Here is a 19003-nt window from a genome sequence, read left to right as displayed (position 1 = left end):
AGATAGGCATGAATGCCTATCTTGCGAGGTGCTTCTCCCGCAGAAATATAAATGATACACTTACTATAACTTGAAATTAATGGATAGTCAATCCGAAAAAGAACGTTTGTTTGCTTTTTTGAAATAATGAAACATAAGGAGAGTCAAAGATGAATTCACATCTAGATCGAATGCATGATCGAGTGGCCTTAATAACCGGAACCTCTAGTGGATTTGGACTGCTCACAGCCCTTAAACTAGCAGGACAGGGATTCAAAGTTGTAGCAACCATGCGCGATTTGAGTCGTAAAGGCGAGCTTGAACAGCAGGCAGAGCAAGCAGGACTCTTGAAGCAGCTTCATTTTATGACCATGGATGTTACCGATAGTGATTCTATACAGGCGACTATAACCTCAGTACATGAAACATTCGGAAGAATTGATGTTTTGGTAAATAATGCAGGCTTTGCTATAGGCGGCTTCATAGAAGAGATATCCATGGAAGAATGGCGTCAGCAAATGGAGACGAATTTTTTCGGATTAGTCGCGGTCACAAAAGCTGTGCTGCCAGTTATGCGAGAACAGAAACGTGGTACGATTATTAATGTGGGGAGTATAAGCGGGTTGTCCGGGTTTCCGGGGTATGCTCCATATGCAGCTTCCAAATTTGCAGTAGAAGGATTCAGTGAAAGTCTGCGTCATGAAATGTCTCCTTATGGAATACGTGTAGTATTAATTGAACCTGGCTCCTTCCGTACTCCGATTTGGGGAAAAGGAATGGCACAAATTCGTCAAGTCGAGGATTCTCCTTATAGAGACCGTCTGGACGCTGTGCTACGATATTCCAAGCATACCGCTGAAACTGCACCTGATCCAAAGCAAGTGGCAGATCTCATCGGTCGTATTACTGAAATGAAGTCACCGAGGCTTCGGTATCCTATCGGCAAAGGCACCCGGATCTTGATCTTAGGCAAAACGCTGCTCCCGTGGAAATGGCTGGAGAGAATTATTGCGAAAGAATTGAGGTGATGGAATGGAGCAATCCATAAACTTAACAATCATTAAACTCATTGGATATGTATCCAGTTTGATGACCGTTTTTTTATGGTTTATATTTATATTCATTAATCCGTATGCTGAGGTTACGAATCAATCCAGTATTATAATAAGTATGGTAATGTTGGTGTTGCCTGCCGGATTACTTGCGATAGGTGTCTCTTTAAACAGAAGCCTTCTCATGCTTCTCGCCTTTATTTGGAGTTTTCCATACAGTTTATATATGTTTTTAACGCCGGGAATCTTCAGGTTGTTCGGGATTACAAGCTTAATGTATTTATTGTGTTTTGTGTTATTTAGAATCATCAAGATCAGATTTTGAATAGAATTGAGGTGTGCTGATGCTAGATTCGTCAGGACTACATATTTGCTTCGATCCAGCAGGCCGTGAAATAGAAATCCTTGATGTTACTCCAGTCGGTAAAGATAAATACCGCATCGAAGAGACGCCGATCTTTAATCCAAGTGTTACAATGGGTGATATTATACGGGTGAAAGAAGAGCTAGGGATCTATTACTATCAGGAAACTGTACAGAAATCTCATTTCAAAAGGTACGCTTGGCTCCTCAGTAAAGAGGCTGTTGATTCAGCAGCCATTTCTGCTTTTAAACAACGGATTACAGAGAATGATGGGAAATGTGAACAGATCTTTGGCGGTTTGTTGGTCATTCATATACCTAAGAATACTTTGATGGACGTAGATGGGGAAATGAATCGCATTATTGAGCGGTTTTAGAAGTGTGGGTACGTAAATATTTACGATTATGAATAAGAAAAAAAATGCTGCGGCATGAAATGCAAGGAAGCTTGCACATGATGCAGCAGCATGGAGAATAGGTGAAACGCTTTAGACAATCTGAGCGATACAATCTATACTTATTTTATTTCTTTCATAAATGTCTTAAAATTTTCGGCGATTTCTTTTGATTTGGTATGGTGCAGATAATGTCCTGCATCAAGTTTTACCAATTTTCCTTGTACGGAATTTTTGACTTGCTCTTCATGCAATGATATCCAATCTTTTAAGAGAGTATCATCCCCTTGAACAAAGAGCAAAAGGGGGAGATCCTTTGGAAAAGTTGAATTTAGAGCCCCTTTATAATTAGAAGACATATGTTCCACTTCATTTAAGTTAGTGTAATTATAAGTGTTTCTAAGCGTAAGCAATCTCAATTGTTCTTTAGTTTCATCATCAAACGGCAATTCAGCATAGGGATTTCCACTTGATTTAAATAACAATCTGCCCAAGCCTGATTTTCTAAGTAGTTTTAATTTTCCTGTTGGTATTTTAACACCTATTCTGTCTTCCGTTGCAATACTATTATCAATCCCGACAAATGCACTCACTTCGTTTGGATATTTGTTCACATAATTCAAACTGTACATACCGGAAATAGAGTGAGCCATTAGAATATAACGGTCAATATTAAGCTGCTTTACAGCTTCATGAATTTCACTCACAATATTTTCCGTGGTTCGCTCTTTTTCAGTTCTATCACTTAATCCATAACCGAAAGGCTCAATCACGACAACTTTGTAAAATGGAGATAGTTCATCTATTAACAGCTTAAAATCAAGTCCCGGTGCCACCGTCCCATAACCAGGTAAGAGCACGACTGTCTCTTCACCCTTTCCTTGAATCAAAACGTTCATATTTTTACCATCGACGCTTACAGACTGACCATAGGGTTTTATTTTAGCTTGGTCCGATTTATTGAGGAAAATATTAGCGACAAAAACAGTCACTAGAAAAAGTACTATTGCAGTTGCTAAAGCCCCTATGGAAATAAGTATAATTTTAAGCGGTTTATTCATCCTTTTTTTTATAACCTCTTCTTCTGGTTTCACTCGTATCTTCTCCTGTTCTAATCGCTTTATTTTAGTTACCTTAACGAATTGCTAAAGGAAGCTTACCCGATGAAGATGAACTATACATGACGACAATATGAACTGAATATGAACGAGCGAAAAAAGCTTCTGCACCGATCAAAGAGTTTATAAAATGAATATGAGGTGAGCAATTATGTTGAAATTTATCAAACAATATTTGCCTAGTGTTGCTATCGCAGTGGTCCTATCTTTGTTTGTAAGAACTTATGTTGCTGAAGCCATGAGGGTTCCTACTGGCTCTATGATTCCTACAATTGAAATTAATGACCGTCTAATCGTTGAAAAAATGTTATGGATGACGACACTCGATCATGGAGATATCGTCGTGTTTACGCCTCCGGTAGCAGGTGATGAGAATAAAAGATATGTAAAGCGGTTGATAGGGTTGCCAGGTGATACCATTGAAATTAAAGACGGAGCCCTTTACAGAAATGGAACGGAGATCAATGAACCCTATCTTAATGAGCGGATGGACTATACTTTTGGACCCGTTACGGTTCCGTCGGACCATTACTTTTTTCTCGGAGATAACCGGAATATAAGCTACGATGCTCATCTCTGGGCTACTCCTTTTGTAGCGAAGGATCAGTTGATTGGAAAAGTGATAGCGGACTTTAGTATTCCTTTTTAGGTGATGTTGCGGGGGTCTTTTGAACTAATTGAGAGTGTTAATGAGACTTTAACCATATTGTGACTTTGGAATAATTTAGCTATCCTTAAGGTAAAATATACCCATTGATAGGAAGGGTGCAGAATTTTGAAAGCTCATGTCACGGATCTCAAACATGGCGATTGTCTTATGTTGGACACTTTTAATAGTGTTGGTTTACACGTGCTCCCAAAAGGGACAATTGTTTACCAAGAAGAAATCACCCTCCTGATGAGACATCGTATCGATTATGTCGATATTGAACCTCGCAGCATTGCGATGGATAATGAGGGAACGAATCTGGAGCAAAGCTTAAATGGAAACTTTGATCTAGCAATCCAAAACTATGAATCTATTTTTCTAGAAGCACTCAGCAAGGGCAGTTTCACGCAGTCAGATGTTGATCTTACGTTGCAGCCCTTGCTGGAAAAAATGGATGAACATAAGGATGTAGTTTCCTTATTGCTGTTGCTTGAACGAGAAGACGTTGGTACATACAATCATTCATTACAGGTGGGACTGCTATCATTTTACATAGCGACTTGGTTAGGTTATACCAAAGAAGAACGCTACGAGATTAGCCGGGCAGGGTATTTACACGACATAGGAAAAAGTCAGATCGACCCATCTATCTTAAATAAGACGGGGATCTTAACCCCTGAGGAAACTGAAGAACTAAAGCGTCACACTTCGTATGGATACGATATTATTCTTAAATCTATGAATGACGAGAAGACCGCTCTGGTGGCGCTTCAGCATCATGAATTCGAGGATGGGACTGGTTATCCTAATATGCTTCGTAAGGCGGACCTGCACCCGTATACACTGATTGTGGCTGTTGCTAATGCCTATGTTGGGATGACCTCTGCAAGAGTGAATCAACCCAAACAAGGGCTGATTACCGTTCTGCGCAAGGTGCATGAGCTGGGCTTTGGCAAGCTGAATGGAAATGCGGTACAAGCTTTGATTGGACATTTACTGCCGAACTTCGTAGGTAAAAGTGTTCAGCTTAGCAACGGAGAGCAAGGTACGATTATTATGAACAACCCTTTGGATATTTTTAAACCGTTAGTGAAAGTAGATGAAACTACGTTTAGGGATTTATCCAAGGAGCGAAATTTGACCGTTGAGGAAGTATTTATTTAACGAATAGTTTTATCTGGATAAATGGAAAGGCTATCTCCTGATTCAAAATCAGAGGATAGTCTTTTTATGTTATAATCGAAATTGGGTTAACAACCCTTTAATATGAAGTAGGAGAGTGCTTATCGTGATTATCAAGTTCATTCGTTTGCGTTAATTCGAGGTGCAATTCAATGACACCAACATCCATTTATTTCAAAATGTGACGGGTCTTATTTAAGTGTGCATTCTTTGATTACCAAATTCGAATGAAATGAGGAATAAACAATGAGCGAAAAGATATTTAAAGTAAACGGAATTGATATATGTTCGGATAGTTTTGGAGACCCTAGCAATCCTGCAATATTACTAATTATGGGTGCCACTTGTTCAATGGTTTATTGGGATGAGGAGTTTTGTCAACGATTAGCAGATACAGGACGATATGTTATAAGGTATGATAACCGGGATGTGGGACGTTCTGTTGTATATGAGCCTGGGAGTTCTAATTATACGGTAATTGATATGGCCGATGATGCTGCTGGGTTACTTGACGCTTATAATATAGAACAGGCAAATATCGTTGGGATGTCCTTAGGTGGAATGATTGCACAAGTCCTTGCTATACGTCATCCCCAAAAGGTTCTAACCTTAACATTGGTCGCATCTAGCATTTTTGAATCTGATGATAATGACCGGAACTTACCTCCAATGGATGAGAGGATCCTCGCTTTTCATGCAAATGGAGCTAGTCTGGATTGGTCAGATGAAAAAGCGGTCGCAGATTACTTGGTTTCCGGTTCCAGCATACTCTGTGGATCAAAACATAAATTCGATGAGAAAAGAGCGTATAAACAAGTTAGGATGGAAATAAAACGTGCAAACAACTTGCTCAGCATGTTTAATCATTCGCTTCTTACAGGAGTGGATGACTACGAGGGGAAGGCGAAAAATATCATAGTTTCTACCTTAGTTATCCACGGTACAGAAGATAGCGTACTTCCCTTGGAGCATGGTCTGGCGCTTGCCGATGAAATTCCTAATGCGTCGCTACTAACCCTAGAAGGAACGGGTCACGAAGTTCACCCAGATGATTGGGAAACAATAATTAATGCTATTTCGAATCATACATTAGGCAGTAATAGTTAACGAGGCTTAAATAGTTAGATAAAGAAGGGTTACAATACGGTGATGCCGATTGTAGCCCTTTTTCTACTTCTCCTTAGGAATTAAAGCGTTTAACTAATTTTTCCTTATGTGCAGTAAATGCCTCTTCTAAAGTGATACCATACAAATCGGCTAACAAGGCTATATTGCCTAGCACATCACCAATTTCCTCAATCAAGTCTTGTTTCAGTTGCTCTGGTGGAGGGGTAGATTCATCTGGGCGATCTCTTCCGATTTCATAGGATCGTACTGCCCGTGCAACCTCACCTGTCTCTTCCATAAGAAATCCAACCCGTATAAAAGGACCATAATCGGTCCAGCCTCTTTGTCCATAATAACTTTTAATCCATTTCTGCACTTCATTGATCTCCATATTATGTAGCTCTCCTTAATCTTTTATATGATTTATTCTCCAACATATAGTATATTAGATGTCGGATATTATCAATATATAGTTTGGAGATGAGGATTTGAAATCAATTTGTGTTTTTGCAGGATCGAATTTAGGGGTGCATGAGGAATATAAAGTCAAAGCTGTTGAACTTGGAAACTACATGGCTATGAACGATTATCGCTTAATTTACGGGGGGTCAAAAATTGGATTAATGGGTGAAGTCGCCAATGCTGTTTTGAACGGTGGAGGTGAGGTGATCGGAGTTATGCCTAGGGGATTGTTTAATGGAGAGATGGTACATAGAGAATTAACGCAGCTGATAGAAGTGGACGATATGCATGGACGTAAAGCAAAAATGGGAGAATTGGCGGATGGGTTTATTGCTTTACCCGGCGGTTTTGGAACGTATGAAGAGCTGTTTGAGGTTTTGTGCTGGTCACAAATCGGTATACATAAGAAACCGGTAGGGGTTTTAAATATCAGGAATTATTTTGATCCTCTGATGAATCTAATTCAACATAGCATTAACGAGGGATTTTCTAACGCTTCGCATCTTAGCTTGTTAAATATAGATCAAGAACCCTTGGAACTATTAAAAAAATTAGAAAGCTATGTCCCTCAAACGTTGGAGCAAAAGTGGAAACAGCTTAACTAAAGAACAGTTACTGTAACAGATGAAAGGGCTGCCGAGAGGGAGCTCTTTTTCTGCTAATCATTGGTTGTGGTAGAATATGGGTATGCTTCAAGGAGGTGTGCGAATGAACGTAAAAAAGAATGTACTATTCATTTTATGTTTAGTTGTAATTGTAGCTATTATTGGATGGATCACTATAGAAGTTGGGCATTCCAAATGGAATTTTGAACGTCAGTTAAATGCGGAACTACAGGGACTCCAAACCATAAATCAAGTAAATTATAATTCCGATGCTGATGCAGTGAAAGAAATAAGCCTAATGAAGCATCCTTTGAACATAAAGGTCCTTTCTACAACTCCTGAAGTAGCACCAAGACCTGATTATTTTCGCGATGTAATGGTTGAAATTAATGATAAGCCTTTTAAAGTACGAATGGCTTGTTATACTAAACCCTTGTCTAATACCCCATTTGAAATATGGGATTTGAATCAAATTAACTTTGAATAACCTCACATTCGCTCGCTGAATTTGAATTTCACTAGTGGATTGGCTATGATAAATATAGAGAAAAGCTACAAGAGGAGAAATGGATAATGACCCCCGAGAATCAAATCGAACAATTTAAGAAGCTTAAGCACGAGATCACCCGGTTTATGTTGATTTATAAATTTGCGCTTGATGAGATGGAGACGAAGATTGAGATCCTCAAACAGGAGTTTCAGTCTCTACACGATTACAGTCCTATTGAACATACCAAATCGAGAATCAAGTCTCCCGAGAGTATTATGAACAAAATGCTCCGCAAAAATGGAGAATTATCTCTAGATTCTGTGAGAAATTGTATTAAAGACATTGCAGGTCTACGAATTACCTGTTCTTTTATCTCAGATATTTATCATGTAAGTGAAATGCTTCAGAAGCAGGACGACTTAACGGTTCTTGAAGTGAAGGATTATATTAAGAATCCCAAGCCTAACGGTTATCAAAGTTTGCATTTGCTGATTCAGGTACCTGTATTTATGTCAGATCGTCAGGAGTTAGTGTGCGTTGAGGTACAAATTCGTACCATTGCTATGGATTTCTGGGCAAGTCTCGAACATAAAATTTTCTATAAATATAATAAGTCAGTACCAGAGAGTATGACGCGTGAATTGAAAAATGCAGCGGATGCCGCTCATGCACTTGATCTGCAAATGGAGCGACTGCATCGGGACATTAAGGAAATCAAAGACGACGATGAAGATGATGATCTTAGTTCCTTTGAAGAGCTTCGCCGTATAGTGATTCACAATCAGCAATTCACACTTCCAGCTAACTTTATTAAGCTGCTTGGAGACAAATAAGCTGATCATATCACCTAGAGTTACCGTTTCTGGTTAACTCTAGGTTTTTTTATTGTAGTTATCATTGCCACGTACAACTAGAATAGAGTATTCTCAACTTGAAAGAGAGACTTGTAATCATTGGCTTCATCAAATTGATATGAAGGAGAATGAAGATGAGTGAGCGTAAACTCCGAACCATTACTGTAAATCAAATCGGATATCCGGTGGGTGGAGAAAAGATTGCAGTGTTTACTGGTGCTGGACATGACTTTCAGGTTGTTGATGTTGATCATGGAAATGTTGTATTCGAAGGGCAGACAGGTACTCCCAGATTTGATGAGGCAAGCGGAGTAACTGTACATACAGGTGACTTTTCTGAGGTTCATGCAGTGGGCAGATACCGGATTGAGCAAGGTGAGGGGATAGCTTCGGCATCATTTATAATCTCAGATAAACCTTATCAGGAGCTTCAACAGGGCTTGCTGAAGGCCTTTTATTATTATCGTTGCGGGGTTGAGTTGACTGAAGAGTATGCTGGAGATTGGAAGCATAAGGCATGTCATACAGCAGAGGGAATTGTATATGGTGAAACGGAGCGTCGGCTAGATTGTTCTGGAGGCTGGCATGATGCAGGTGATTATGGTAAATATAGTGGACCCGGAGCCAAGGCCATCGCCGATCTCTTACTAGCCTATGAGTTATATCCATCTGCTTTTGTAAGCGCTATCCCGATTCCTGAAAGTGGGGGGATAACTCCAGATATATTGCTGGAATGCAAAGTGGAGCTGGATTGGATATTCAAAATGCAAGACTATAGAACAGGTGGAGTGTATCATAAACTGACTACGCTGAGCTTTCCAGATTTGGATGTGATGCCAGAGGCTGATACAGCAGATCTATATTTCTCACCGGTGTCAGCAACCGCCACTGGAGATTTTGCTGGAGTCATGGCCATGGCAGCGCGGATATATGAGCCCTTTGACTCAGCCTATGCGAAGAAATGTCTGGATGCCGCAACACTAGCTTGGGAATGGCTTATTCAACATCCAGATGCGCCAGGGTTTATAAATCCGCCAGAAATTAGCACCGGTGAATATGGAGATGGGAACGACAAGGATGAGCGGTATTGGGCAGCTGCGGAGCTCTATCGTACGACGGGGAAAGAAGAATACCATCAAGCTGTTCTGCAACTGGTGCAGTTGTCTTTTTCAAAATACAGTCTAGGCTGGGCAGATATGGGGGGCTACGGCACACTTGCGTATCTATTAAATGGTGAAGATCTAGCAGACCGTGCTTTGTATGCTTCCTTAAGAGAAGGACTTCTAGCTGAAGCTGGATGTTTATCTGAACAGAGTCGCGAGGATGGCTATAGGATCTCCTTAAAAGAGGAAGACTATATTTGGGGTAGCAATATGCTAGTAATGAACAATGCTATGCTGCTGCTAGTGGCTGAATATTTTAGTGGAGATTCGAGCTTTGCGGACTGTGCGCTAGATCATTTGCACTATCTGATGGGTCGTAACGTACTGGATATCAGTTATGTTACCGGATTTGGCGATCATCCAGTGATGCATCCTCATCATCGTCCATCTGTTGGTGACCATGTGGTTGATCCTGTGCCGGGTCTTGTATCTGGGGGGCCAGATCGTGGGCTTCATGATGAATATGTAGTAGAACATTTACAAGGAAAACCAGCCGCTCAGTGCTTTGCCGATCATGAACTTAGTTATTCTACGAATGAGGTAACGATCTACTGGAATTCACCTGCGGTGTTCGTTACAGCTCGGTTTAATCAATAAATTAATTAATATATGGGAAAGGCATGTCTCATGGGGGAGATGCCTTTCTCTTTTTTTATGTAGCTAAAATGCTATAATACGAAATGGTATGATATTTTCTCGATTGGCAATAGGAGGTAAGGCATTGAGCAGTATTTTTGAAATTCAAAGACTTGCAAAATTGAACTGGAAAAGTAGCGAACAAGCTTCGAAATATCTATTCTCGGACATCTCCGCTGAAATATCTGAATCGGACCGAATCGCTCTGATCGGTGCCTCGGGTCAAGGTAAAAGCACACTACTTAGAATAATGGCTCTGCTGGATGCTCCAGATGAAGGGGATATGCTTGTCAAGGGCACTTCATTCAAAAATATGGATTCAAAGCTGTGGAGAATGAAAATCGGGTTTGTGGCTCAACAAGCGGTTATGTTGCCTGGCAGTGTGGAGGATAACCTAAGAACTGTCAGCAAGCTGCATGACAGACCATATGACCATAAATTAGTACAGCGGCTATTGGAACAAATAGGGCTGGAACAATTGGATTTGAGTAAAAAAGCAGCAGATTGCTCTGGCGGTGAAAAGCAGCGGATATCCCTGATTCGGTCATTGCTGCTGCGACCTAATGTTCTACTGCTCGATGAAATCACTGCATCACTAGACATTGACAGCACTCAAAGGGTAGAGGATCTACTAGAACAGTGGCATAAAGAAGAAGGGACTTCAATGATTTGGGTGACCCATGACCTTAAACAGGCTAGCCGAATAAGCACTACTACATGGTTTATGGGGAATGGTAAGCTGGAACAGCACTTGAGTGAATCTTTTTTTGCTGAATCTGCGGAAAACTTGGCAAAAAGATTTATTCGACCGTTAGAAGGAGCGTCATTCTTATGAGTTATACTGCACTGAGTTTCACGCTTCTGTTTGTGTTAGGGACGATGTTGGTCTCGGTATGGCAAAAGCTCGGACTAGAAAAAGATATTATTGTAGGCACTATAAGGTCGGCAATTCAATTGCTTGCGGTCGGATATGTACTGCAATTTATTTTTAAAACCGATCAGATGATCTATGTTATTTTGATAATAATCTTTATGATAAGTGTAGCCGCATGGAATGCAGCGAAAAGAGGAAAAGGTCTACGTGGATTAGTGTGGAGAATTGGACTTGCGATCGCTACTATGGAGCTCCTTATGATGGGGATTCTGCTCGGCTTACATATTATTGAGGCGACCCCACAATATATCATTCCCATTAGTGGCATGACCATTGGTAGCGCTATGGTTGTCTCGGGTTTGTTCATTAACCATATCAAGCACGAAATACAGCAGAGCAAAGGGGAAATCGAGACCCTGCTGTCACTCGGTGCTACCGTTCCGCAAGCGATCCATGAAGTTAGAAAAAGATCTGTGAAATTCAGCATGATCCCTACCATCGACGGAATGAAGACAGTAGGACTTGTCCAGCTTCCAGGTATGATGACGGGGATGATTATAGCAGGCGCTGATCCGGTAATCGCTGTTCGCTACCAGATTCTGATTGTGTTCTCATTCACCGCTTCTGCGGCCATAACAAGTATACTGCTAAGTGTACTGAGCTACCGACTCTTTTTCACGCCTGATCAACGGCTTAAACAATCGGTAGAACGATAATAGATTTCTATTTCTCACAGGCGATTCCGTTATTGTCACGGTCGCTTTTTTTGTTGGCATTTTGGTTACATAAAAGTTAGCGGTAACGGGGAATAATTAGAATTCAATTCACATGAGGTGAAAAAGCTTTTTATGAGGTGATTCTGATTAGTAAAAAGAAATTGGCGGCTACCCTGATCGCAGGCGTATTGCTTCTGCCAGGTATCGCAATAGGTGCACCTGATAACGGAACGGTGATTCAGTCTAATGGAAAGCTGCTCTCAGCCATGCCTTTGCCAGCCCCGGAGTCTAAACGAATCATATTACCAACAGCATTTCAAGCGGCTGAGTTATACGGGTTCGGTTTACAGCACAGGAATGCGTCGATTCAATATTCGATCTTTTCCAAAGAACTCAAAAAGGTTATGTATCCACAGTTTGTTGAACTGAACTGGGTAACTGGTGTATCCAGCCCATGGATCACAAAGTACGAGGTTACTAAAGAAACAGTAATTAACCAAAATTCAGAGGTCATAGAAATGCGCATAGATTCCGCGACTTCAAATGGTCCGGAACCATCCATGCTACTGACGATCTCACTTGTTAAAGATCATAATAGCTGGGTGATTACCGGAGTGAAGCCGAATCCTTAAATGACATGCGGAGAATTGTAAAAAGAGCAAGCGTAGTAGGGAACATTCCCGTACGCTTGCTCTTTTTTACTGCCTGAATGCATTATTCCGCTATTACGCGACTAATCTCTACCCGCCTTGACCATCAATTCCGCCATCATTTTTGGCTCGGTTCGGACAGTGGTCATATGATCACCTTTGCCCTCGATGAAGCGGAAAACGCCCAAATGACTGGATTGAGTCGGGTGAAACCCATATGGACCTTGTGGGATAGCCGTGTCTTCCGTCAAATAAAGATAACTTTTAGGGATTTGGAGACTGTAGAATTTCTTGAGATCCAGCTTTTCAAACAGTGGGGTAGCTGGTTCAGGCGGAGCTTGTTTATAAAAGGCTTGTGCTTGCGCAAGACTGGCAGTGTTGACGAAGGTATCCCGGAAGAGCGGGAAAGGGAGCGTGATGGTGTTATTACCGGAAGCGTCTCTTAGCTGTTCAAAGGATTTAAGTGACTCAGCAGGAAATTGATCTGCCACACTTTGTCCGTCAAGCGGAGCGAAGGCATCAAAGAACACGATCCGTTTGATCCGATCAGGTACTTGCTGGGAAACTGTTTGAATGACTGATCCGCCAAAGCTATGTCCGAGCAGAATAAAATCCTTCAAGTCTTTTTGTTTGATATAGTCGACAACGGACTTTGTGATTTGCTCATGTGTTACATTATTATTCTTATCCGCGCCATGTCCTGCATATTCCGGTGTGTAGACGGTGTGCCCTAACTTACGAAGCTCTGCGGCTGTTTCATCCCAAAAACCTGCTGTAGCCCAAGACCCATGGATCAGAACAAAGGTTAATGGAGTCTGTTTGGTAGAGGATTTGTGGTTAGCGGCTGCAACCGCGGGGTGTTGATTCAAAGGCTGCAACCCCATAATGGTGAAGATAGAGATGCATAACGCAAATACTATTTTAATGTGAATCGATTTCATACTTTGCCTCCTGTATAGTGTGAGAATTTAACATTATAGAGGATGCCCCGATTGACAGAGAAAGATGAATTTTTATTGGAGTCAGTGAATCTCCGGCACCTAGGCATAGGCAAACGCATATGTTGTTCTAGGAAATCAAAAATTTACGGGAACAGAAGGGTAGGAATAAACAGTGACTTCATACATGGATTATACGTCCCCTGATACACAATTTACTTTCGATGTGAACACTAATACTCTCTTTAAAAAGGATGCCAACAACTACATTAATTTGCTGTCGGTTAAGCAGCTGAACACACTGGAGAATACCTCACTCCTTGATATTTTTCTTAGCAAATCGAATGTGGTGGAGCCTCATTATCATCAAAATGCGGCAGAGCTTGTCTATTGTATCTGCGGTTCAGCAGTAGTGTCTATACTCAATCCGTTTACAAATGAACTTCTTCATTTCCCAATATGTCCAGGTCAAGTGGCGAATGTGCCGCAAGGCTGGTGGCATTATGAAGTAGCTACTGTCGATAATACACATCTGCTTGCCATTTTTGACGCACCTATTCCTGAGGTTATCTTAGGTTCGGATATTTTGAGCAAAACTCCGGCAAATGTATTGGCCCATACTTACTGTTTGAATGAAGCATTGGTAAAGGAAGCGTTAGCTCCTATTAAACCTGGCACCTTTATCGGCCCACCTGCCGACTGCTGTGAAGAAGATAAAGTAAAGGGAGTCAATAATATGGCCCCGAATATGGCTCCCAATATGAATATGCATGCAAATATGAAACCAAATATGCAACCTAACATGCATCCAAACATGCAGCCATATGCTCATATGCAAGCTCAGCCCATCCCTATATCTTCACAAATGCCTCCAGCGACGCAAGCATTTAATTATCAGCCTTACCCAATGCAAGGATACTACACTCAAGGCTATGAACAGCACTATCGCCAACAGCCTTATGTACAACAACAGCCGAATTATCAATATTCAAATAATCAAGAGTAACAACAAAAAACCTCCTGAGATTAAATCTCCCGGGAGGTTTTCTTGTTAGGGCTTAAGATAAACGGACAAGCACTCTGCCTCGTGTGTTTCCTTGCAGAATATCTTCCAATGCTTGTGGCAGTTCATTCAAGGTTACTTCACGATCTACAAGGTTCTCAAGCTGTGCAGGCTTCAAATCAGTCGCCATCCGTGTCCACACCTTTTCGCGTAGCTCAGCAGGACACTCTACGGAATCAATACCGAGCAGGTTAACCCCTCGAAGAATAAAGGGAAGGACGGTTGTTGGAACAGAAGTGCCACCGGTCAGGCCGCTTGCAGCAACAGAACCTCTGTAGGAGATTTTACTCAAAATCGAAGCAAGTGAGTTTCCACCAACGGAATCAACAGCACCTTGCCATAGTTGCTTTTCTAATGGTTTGCTAGATCCGCCCGTAACCTCCTCGCGTGAAATGACTTCCTCCGCGCCAAGAGTTTTCAAATATTCGTTAGCTTCTGTATTACCAGTGCTGGCCACTACGCTATAGCCTTTTGTGCTTAGCATAGCGATAGCCGATCCACCCACACCACCGGTCGCTCCCGTTACGAGTACTTTGCCTTTGTCTGGTGCTAAGTCATTGTCTTCCAGAGCTTGAATGGACAAGGCTGCAGTTAGTCCAGCTGTACCATAAATCATAGCTTCTCTTAGTGTAAGTCCTTCCGGCAGTGGGGTGATCCAAGCGGCAGGAATTCGTGTATATTCGCTATATCCTCCAAAGTGAGATACACCCATACCATACCCTGTAGCGATAACTTGCTGTCCTTCATGAAACCGCTCGTCTGTAGAAGACACCACAGTACCGGATAAGTCGATGCCTGGAATAAAAGGGTATGATCTTACAATTTTTCCGTTAGGGATACTGGCTAATCCGTCTTTATAATTCACACTGGAGTATGCAACCTTAATTACAACTTCTCCTGCGGGTAGTTCTTCTAAGGTAACCGGCTTAACAGCGACGGAGAATGATGATTCTGTTTTGTCGACAACTAATGCTTGAAATGATTCTGTCATAAGTGTAAGCTCCTTCAACTACGTTATAGGTAAGACATGTATATATTATTTATTCTGATCAGTCAACTTGTCATTGTCTATGATATAACGCAAGTTAGACGTAGTGTAGGACTCTTTCATTGTGTATTGTAACATTATAATCGAACTCTACATGTTATTTGTACAGTGGACGTGTTAAGTTCAGACTGCTGGTATATAACTTGTTATTAAGGGAGAATTGTTGAAATGTCTATTATAAAGTTAATTCGTGAACATGAGATCGAACCGTATTTGGACCTCTTAGCTGAGGTTGAACATATCCATCTGGATAGAAACAATCCTAACCATGAGCAGTGGCTGAGACGCCGCATACAATCACATTTTCAGCGGGGGGCGTTGTTTTATGCCTATCATGAGAAGGAACAAGACGATGCTTTTGGTATTGTTGCCGTTCTGCATGAGGAGGCACCGATTGGCATTCCCGCGCTTGGAGCAAGAGCCGAAGTCCTAGATATTGGAGTATGTAAAGATCATCGCAGAAAAGGAATAGGAGGTATTTTACTTCAGCATGTAGAAGAAGTTGTTAAGAGCAGGGGAGCTTACTGTTTACTTATGCTGACCTATGCAGAAGATTATGATGTGATTGCTTTTTACGGTAAAAACGGCTTTGTGCCCGTCGCTACAATCCCTGATGTATTTGGTCCGGGTGCCGAAGGGAATACTATCTTAAGAAAAATACTAAGGTGATCTATTCAATAGGAAGAAAGTTTGTTTAAATGGTATAGTATAGTGTATTTGAAATCTTAGGGTTGAAGAAAGAGAGGCTAATTCATGGCTATTGCAACAACGATGATTGTCAGGCTCGAAATTCGGAAATCGGTTGCTTCTTTTGGTGATGTTGCTTCAGGAATTGCCACTGCAGGTGGAGATATCGTTGCTATTGACGTGATTCGTGCAGGTAAGGATGTAACAACTCGAGATATAACAATAAACGTGCAAGATGCCTCGAATGGAGAAATGATGTCTATACTATCGAAGATGCCAGGGGTCAAAGTAATTAATGTGTCAGATCGAACATTTCTAGCTCATCTAGGCGGGAAGATTGAAATCACACCTAAAATGCCAATCAAAAATCGGGAGGATTTATCGCTGGTGTATACCCCGGGAGTTGCCCGAGTGTGTACGGCGATTGCTGAAGATCCGAACAAAGCCTATTCTTTGACGATGAAGCGGAATACAGTAGCCGTCGTTACAGACGGAACGGCTGTGCTTGGACTAGGGGATATTGGACCGGAAGCGGCTATGCCTGTCATGGAAGGTAAGGCTATGCTGTTTAAGCAATTAGCGAACATCGATGCTTTTCCACTATGCTTAAATACTAAAGATTCAGATGAAATCATTAATATCGTTAAAGCAGTATCTCCTGGATTTGGGGGAATCAACTTAGAAGATATCAGTTCTCCGCGCTGTTTCGAGATTGAACGTCGGCTTGCCGAAGAGCTGGATATTCCGGTATTTCATGATGATCAGCACGGTACATCTGTTGTAGTTTTGGCAGGTCTTTTGAATGCGCTTAAAGTAGTAAATAAATCTATCGAAGATGTTCGAATTGTCGTTGTGGGTATAGGTGCGGCTGGTGTGTCCATCTGTAATATGCTTCTGGCGGCAGGAGCTCGCAAAATCTACGCGGTAGATCGTGAAGGTGTTCTTAGAAAAGATCTTCAGTATGATAATCAGGAATGGCGGAAGCTTGCTGATGCAACTAACCCGGAAGGTATTGAAGGTGGACTGACGGAGGTTATACAGGGAGCAGATGTCTTTATTGGGGTGTCACGTGGTGGGATTCTATCCGTCGATCATCTCAAGAGTATGGCCAGCGATAACATTGTGTTTGCAATGGCTAATCCGACACCGGAGATTGAACCAGAATTGGCCGAGCCTTTTGTTCGCGTGTTAGCGACAGGTAGAAGTGACTATCCGAATCAGATCAACAATGTGCTGTGTTTTCCGGGTATCTTCCGTGGCGCACTGGATTGCAGAGCAAAAACAGTGAACCTTGAAATGAAGCTAGCCGCGGCAAAAGCGATTGCTTCAGTCGTTCATCCGGATGAGGTTAATGAGCAATACGTAATCCCAAGTATTTTTAACGAAAAAGTGGTAGAGTTAGTGCGTCTGGCAGTGATCCATGCAGCTATTGCAACGGATGTAGCCCGCCGGATCCCTAAGGATATTGATAAGGATATGGAATAAAAGCGATACTATAAATGGACTGCTTTGCTTAGTGAGAGAGCAGTCTATTTTTTTATAGATTGACACATAACTGAGAGGCTTATCATAATTAGGGCTAAAAGTATTTATTCCCATTTTAGTAAAGTGGCTGATATAATTACAATAATGTATGAGATGTAGAAAGGGCATCCAAGTGGGTGCCCTTAAATTTTGCCTCTAGAGAGGGTAGTATCCAAAAAAGGGTTAAATTAATATAGAAGTGGTGAATTCATGAAAGAGTTTTACAGTCAGGTGAATCGAAAAATCTATTACATTGTAATGATATTAAACATTACCCTTATGATATCTGGATTAATACTGTCTACAACAGAGTTGAATGGGATTAATTTTGGATATATGGTACATTTTTTGTGCGTGATAATTCTATCCATTAGTTTATGGATCTATCCTAAGTATGAGACATATACCTTTAGAAAGATCATCATTCTTTTTGGATTTGCGTACTTCTATACGCTTTTCTTTTTATATCCTCAAACTTGGACCACCTATATTTTGATTTGCCTTATTCCTGCACTTTCTATACTATTTTTCGATTTAAAATTGTTCTACTTTTCCTTTATTATAAATGGAATATTGATGGTAATTACTTTTAGTTATGTCATCTTCATTGATAAAGGTGCATTATATAGTTACTTACATCATGACATTATAGGCAACATTATAAATATAATAGCTGTTCAAGCATTATTATTTTTCATTTTCCATCTATCATTTAAACGGATGAAAAAGCAGCAACTGTATTATGAACAATTACAGCAATCCGAGCGGTTAAAGATGGTAGGACAATTAACAGCTGCTGTTGCACATGAAATACGAAATCCTATAACCGTGGTTAGAGGTTTTTTGCAATTGTTCAAAGAGGACGATTCATTTGATGATTCTAAAAAAAGTAAGTTCAACTTAATGATTGATGAATTAAACACAGTAGAACAGATTATCTCTCAATTTCTAACCCTATCCAAACCAAATGGAGATCAAAGACTAGAGAAAGTAGATGTGAAGGATGTTCTTCAAAGTGTTACGGGTCTGCTTCATTCCTATGCCATGCTATCTGATAACCAAATCGATATAAAGGTAGAGGAAGATTGTTTTATTTCCATTAATAAAATTGAGTTTAAGCAGTTACTCATTAATATTATAAAAAATGCGCTAGAAGCCTCGGATGTAGGGAAATCCGTCTCAGTCATAGCAAATAGAAATAATAATTTTATCGAGATCATGATCACCGATGAAGGAAGTGGGATGTCCGAGGCTGAGGTTAAGTCGCTGGGCACGCCTTTTTATTCATTAAAAAGTAATGGAACCGGTTTAGGGTTAATGATTTGCTTTAATATTGTAGAAAAATATGGTGGGGAAATTTATTATAATAGCTCTAAAGGTAAGGGGACAACAGTTACTATTCGCTTTTTATCAGAATCGGGAGGGATCTATAATCATTAAGAGGCTAT

General features: G+C 40.9%; 19 protein-coding genes and 2 pseudogenes. 16 read left to right on the top strand and 5 right to left on the bottom strand.

Annotated features, from left to right (window positions below):
• The first annotated feature begins 149 nt into the window (after window positions 1–149).
• Window positions 150–1007: an SDR family oxidoreductase gene (locus tag ACFWMP_RS03475; RefSeq protein WP_339270464.1), complete on the top strand. Its 858-nt coding sequence runs from the start codon at window positions 150–152 to the stop codon at window positions 1005–1007.
• A 368-nt stretch (window positions 1008–1375) separates the two neighbouring features.
• The gene (locus ACFWMP_RS03470; RefSeq protein ID WP_042187136.1) at window positions 1376–1771 is read left to right on the top strand and encodes a DUF4265 domain-containing protein; all 396 of its coding nucleotides are present in this window, start codon (window positions 1376–1378) and stop codon (window positions 1769–1771) included.
• Between the two features lie 140 nt (window positions 1772–1911).
• On the opposite strand, the gene ACFWMP_RS03465 is transcribed toward ACFWMP_RS03470, so the two are convergent.
• On the bottom strand, window positions 1912–2850 hold the full coding sequence (locus ACFWMP_RS03465) for an alpha/beta hydrolase (protein WP_341061122.1): 939 nt from the start codon (window positions 2848–2850) through the stop codon (window positions 1912–1914).
• A 208-nt stretch (window positions 2851–3058) separates the two neighbouring features.
• Here ACFWMP_RS03465 and lepB point away from each other — a divergent pair, with 208 nt between their 5' ends.
• From lepB to mle, 3 genes are all read left to right on the top strand, one after another.
• A complete protein-coding gene (gene lepB / locus ACFWMP_RS03460) occupies window positions 3059–3556 on the top strand; it encodes a signal peptidase I (protein ID WP_341060444.1) in 498 nt (165 codons plus the stop codon).
• 126 nt (window positions 3557–3682) lie between these two features.
• Window positions 3683–4720, top strand: a complete 1038-nt coding sequence (locus ACFWMP_RS03455; RefSeq protein WP_042187147.1) for an HD-GYP domain-containing protein — start codon at window positions 3683–3685, stop codon at window positions 4718–4720.
• Between the two features lie 264 nt (window positions 4721–4984).
• Complete coding sequence (gene mle, locus ACFWMP_RS03450; protein ID WP_341060446.1) at window positions 4985–5845, top strand: alpha/beta fold macrolide esterase; 861 nt, start codon at window positions 4985–4987, stop codon at window positions 5843–5845.
• Window positions 5846–5918: 73 nt separating this feature from the next.
• Here mle and ACFWMP_RS03445 read toward each other — a convergent pair whose 3' ends face one another.
• Window positions 5919–6236, bottom strand: coding sequence for a MazG nucleotide pyrophosphohydrolase domain-containing protein (locus ACFWMP_RS03445; RefSeq protein ID WP_042187151.1), 318 nt, complete (start codon window positions 6234–6236; stop codon window positions 5919–5921).
• A gap of 97 nt (window positions 6237–6333) precedes the next feature.
• Here ACFWMP_RS03445 and ACFWMP_RS03440 point away from each other — a divergent pair, with 97 nt between their 5' ends.
• From ACFWMP_RS03440 to ACFWMP_RS03415, 6 genes are all read left to right on the top strand, one after another.
• Window positions 6334–6912 (top strand): LOG family protein, encoded by a 579-nt coding sequence (locus ACFWMP_RS03440; RefSeq protein WP_339247212.1) that lies wholly within the window; start codon window positions 6334–6336, stop codon window positions 6910–6912.
• Between the two features lie 103 nt (window positions 6913–7015).
• Entirely contained in the window at window positions 7016–7399 is a 384-nt protein-coding gene (locus ACFWMP_RS03435; RefSeq protein WP_339802728.1) for a hypothetical protein, read from the top strand.
• An 86-nt stretch (window positions 7400–7485) separates the two neighbouring features.
• The gene (locus ACFWMP_RS03430) at window positions 7486–8235 is read left to right on the top strand and encodes a GTP pyrophosphokinase (RefSeq protein WP_042187155.1); all 750 of its coding nucleotides are present in this window, start codon (window positions 7486–7488) and stop codon (window positions 8233–8235) included.
• 155 nt (window positions 8236–8390) lie between these two features.
• Complete coding sequence (locus ACFWMP_RS03425) at window positions 8391–10016, top strand: glycoside hydrolase family 9 protein (RefSeq protein ID WP_379421963.1); 1626 nt, start codon at window positions 8391–8393, stop codon at window positions 10014–10016.
• 124 nt (window positions 10017–10140) lie between these two features.
• Window positions 10141–10890 carry an ABC transporter ATP-binding protein gene (locus tag ACFWMP_RS03420; protein ID WP_339247218.1) on the top strand — a complete coding sequence of 250 codons (750 nt, stop codon included), beginning with the start codon at window positions 10141–10143 and terminating at the stop codon, window positions 10888–10890.
• Window positions 10887–11645: an ABC transporter permease gene (locus tag ACFWMP_RS03415; protein ID WP_042187159.1), complete on the top strand. Its 759-nt coding sequence runs from the start codon at window positions 10887–10889 to the stop codon at window positions 11643–11645. Before ACFWMP_RS03420 ends, ACFWMP_RS03415 begins: the two co-directional genes overlap by 4 nt.
• Window positions 11646–11652: 7 nt before the next feature.
• Here ACFWMP_RS03415 and ACFWMP_RS03410 read toward each other — a convergent pair.
• Window positions 11653–11700: pseudogene (locus tag ACFWMP_RS03410) on the bottom strand (excalibur calcium-binding domain-containing protein); the annotation flags it as partial.
• 82 nt (window positions 11701–11782) lie between these two features.
• Here ACFWMP_RS03410 and ACFWMP_RS03405 point away from each other — a divergent pair.
• On the top strand, window positions 11783–12277 hold the full coding sequence (locus tag ACFWMP_RS03405) for a hypothetical protein (RefSeq protein ID WP_339802737.1): 495 nt from the start codon (window positions 11783–11785) through the stop codon (window positions 12275–12277).
• 101 nt (window positions 12278–12378) lie between these two features.
• Here the strand turns inward: ACFWMP_RS03405 and ACFWMP_RS03400 are convergent, their stop codons facing one another.
• Window positions 12379–13236 carry an alpha/beta hydrolase gene (locus ACFWMP_RS03400; protein ID WP_052404246.1) on the bottom strand — a complete coding sequence of 286 codons (858 nt, stop codon included), beginning with the start codon at window positions 13234–13236 and terminating at the stop codon, window positions 12379–12381.
• A gap of 172 nt (window positions 13237–13408) precedes the next feature.
• Between ACFWMP_RS03400 and ACFWMP_RS03395 the strand changes: the two are divergent.
• Window positions 13409–13996 (top strand): annotated as a pseudogene (locus tag ACFWMP_RS03395) (cupin domain-containing protein); the annotation flags it as partial.
• Between the two features lie 295 nt (window positions 13997–14291).
• On the opposite strand, the gene ACFWMP_RS03390 reads toward ACFWMP_RS03395, so the two are convergent.
• On the bottom strand, window positions 14292–15287 hold the full coding sequence (locus ACFWMP_RS03390; RefSeq protein ID WP_042187162.1) for an acrylyl-CoA reductase family protein: 996 nt from the start codon (window positions 15285–15287) through the stop codon (window positions 14292–14294).
• Window positions 15288–15512: 225 nt separating this feature from the next.
• Between ACFWMP_RS03390 and ACFWMP_RS03385 the strand changes: the two genes are divergently transcribed.
• From ACFWMP_RS03385 to ACFWMP_RS03375, 3 genes are all read left to right on the top strand, one after another.
• Window positions 15513–16013, top strand: coding sequence for a GNAT family N-acetyltransferase (locus ACFWMP_RS03385; RefSeq protein ID WP_379421959.1), 501 nt, complete (start codon window positions 15513–15515; stop codon window positions 16011–16013).
• Window positions 16014–16097: 84 nt separating this feature from the next.
• Window positions 16098–17516 carry an NAD-dependent malic enzyme gene (locus ACFWMP_RS03380; protein ID WP_042187166.1) on the top strand — a complete coding sequence of 473 codons (1419 nt, stop codon included), beginning with the start codon at window positions 16098–16100 and terminating at the stop codon, window positions 17514–17516.
• 759 nt (window positions 17517–18275) lie between these two features.
• A complete protein-coding gene (locus tag ACFWMP_RS03375; RefSeq protein WP_339302289.1) occupies window positions 18276–18995 on the top strand; it encodes an ATP-binding protein in 720 nt (239 codons plus the stop codon).
• The last annotated feature ends 8 nt before the right edge of the window (window positions 18996–19003 follow it).

This window comes from Paenibacillus sp. NPDC058367 (assembly GCF_042723305.1).
In the GTDB taxonomy this organism is placed as follows: domain Bacteria; phylum Bacillota; class Bacilli; order Paenibacillales; family Paenibacillaceae; genus Paenibacillus_AQ.
This window is presented reverse-complemented; position numbering and strand designations above follow the sequence as displayed.